This is a genomic window from Candidatus Binatia bacterium, assembly GCA_023150935.1.
GTDB lineage: Bacteria > Desulfobacterota > Binatia > HRBIN30 > HRBIN30 > JAKLJW01.
Window position 1 is genome coordinate 1 of the sequence record JAKLJW010000195.1, and the last position, 504, is coordinate 504.

Annotated in this window: 1 protein-coding gene; it reads right to left on the reverse strand. The window is 70.2% G+C overall.

The window, feature by feature from the left end; translation table 11 throughout:
• Positions 1–504, reverse strand: a 504-nt coding sequence (locus L6Q96_23715) for an ATP-binding protein (protein ID MCK6557553.1), incomplete at both ends; no start/stop codon positions are given.

Consider the following 504-nt stretch of genomic DNA (forward strand, 5'->3'; position numbering starts at 1 on the left):
GTTCGAGCTCGTCGGCGCCCATGCCGGGACCGGTGTCCTCGACCTCGAAGCGGGCGATGTCGTTGGCATAGCGCAGGCGCAGGCGCACGCCGCCGCGGTCGGTGAACTTGACCGCGTTGCCGAGCAGGTTGATGAGGATCTGGCGCAGGCGCTTCTCGTCGGCACGCACGACGGCCGGCGCCTCGTCGATCTCGCACGCGAAGCCGATGCCCTTGCCGGCGGCCTGCAGCTCGAACAGCTGCGCGATCTCGCGCAGCGCCTCGTGCAGGCGCAGCGGCCGCGCATCGAGCGCGAGCTTGCCGCTCTCGATGCGCGCGATGTCGAGCGTGCCCTCGATCAGCGACAGCAGGTGGTCGCCGCCACGCCGGATCACCTGCACCGCGTGGCGGCGCTGCGGCGGCATCGACGCGTCGGCCTCGAGCAGCTGCGCATAGCCGAGGATGCTGTTCAGCGGCGTACGCAGTTCGTGGCTGATCGTCGTGATGTAGCGGCTCTTCGCCTGGT